Genomic DNA, 255 nt, shown 5'->3' with positions numbered 1-255 from the left:
GATGGAAGACTTCTTCTTTGAGATGGCCGAAGAAATTTTCGATCACGGCATTGTCGAAGCAGTTTGCCTTACGCGACATCGACTGAGTTGCACCGGAATTGATGATCAGGCTCCGCCAGGACAGGTGTTGGTACTGAAATCCCTGGTCCGAGTGCACCAGTGGTGTCTGCCCGTCGCTGAGGGATGCGATCGCGGCGCGCAGAGAACTGTTGGTCAGCTGCAGATTCGGTGATGTGCCGACCGAGTAGGAAATGA

Annotated in this window: 1 protein-coding gene; it reads right to left on the bottom strand. The window is 54.5% G+C overall.

Going from position 1 to position 255, the window contains the following annotated elements; all coding sequences use genetic code 11:
- The coding region (locus tag MTX36_RS29590) for a transposase (protein ID WP_374230588.1) at positions 1-255 on the bottom strand (255 nt) is incomplete at both ends.

The organism is Rhodococcus sp. ARC_M6 (assembly GCF_022810305.1).
In the GTDB taxonomy this organism is placed as follows: Bacteria; Actinomycetota; Actinomycetes; order Mycobacteriales; family Mycobacteriaceae; genus Rhodococcus_F.
This window is presented reverse-complemented; position numbering and strand designations above follow the sequence as displayed.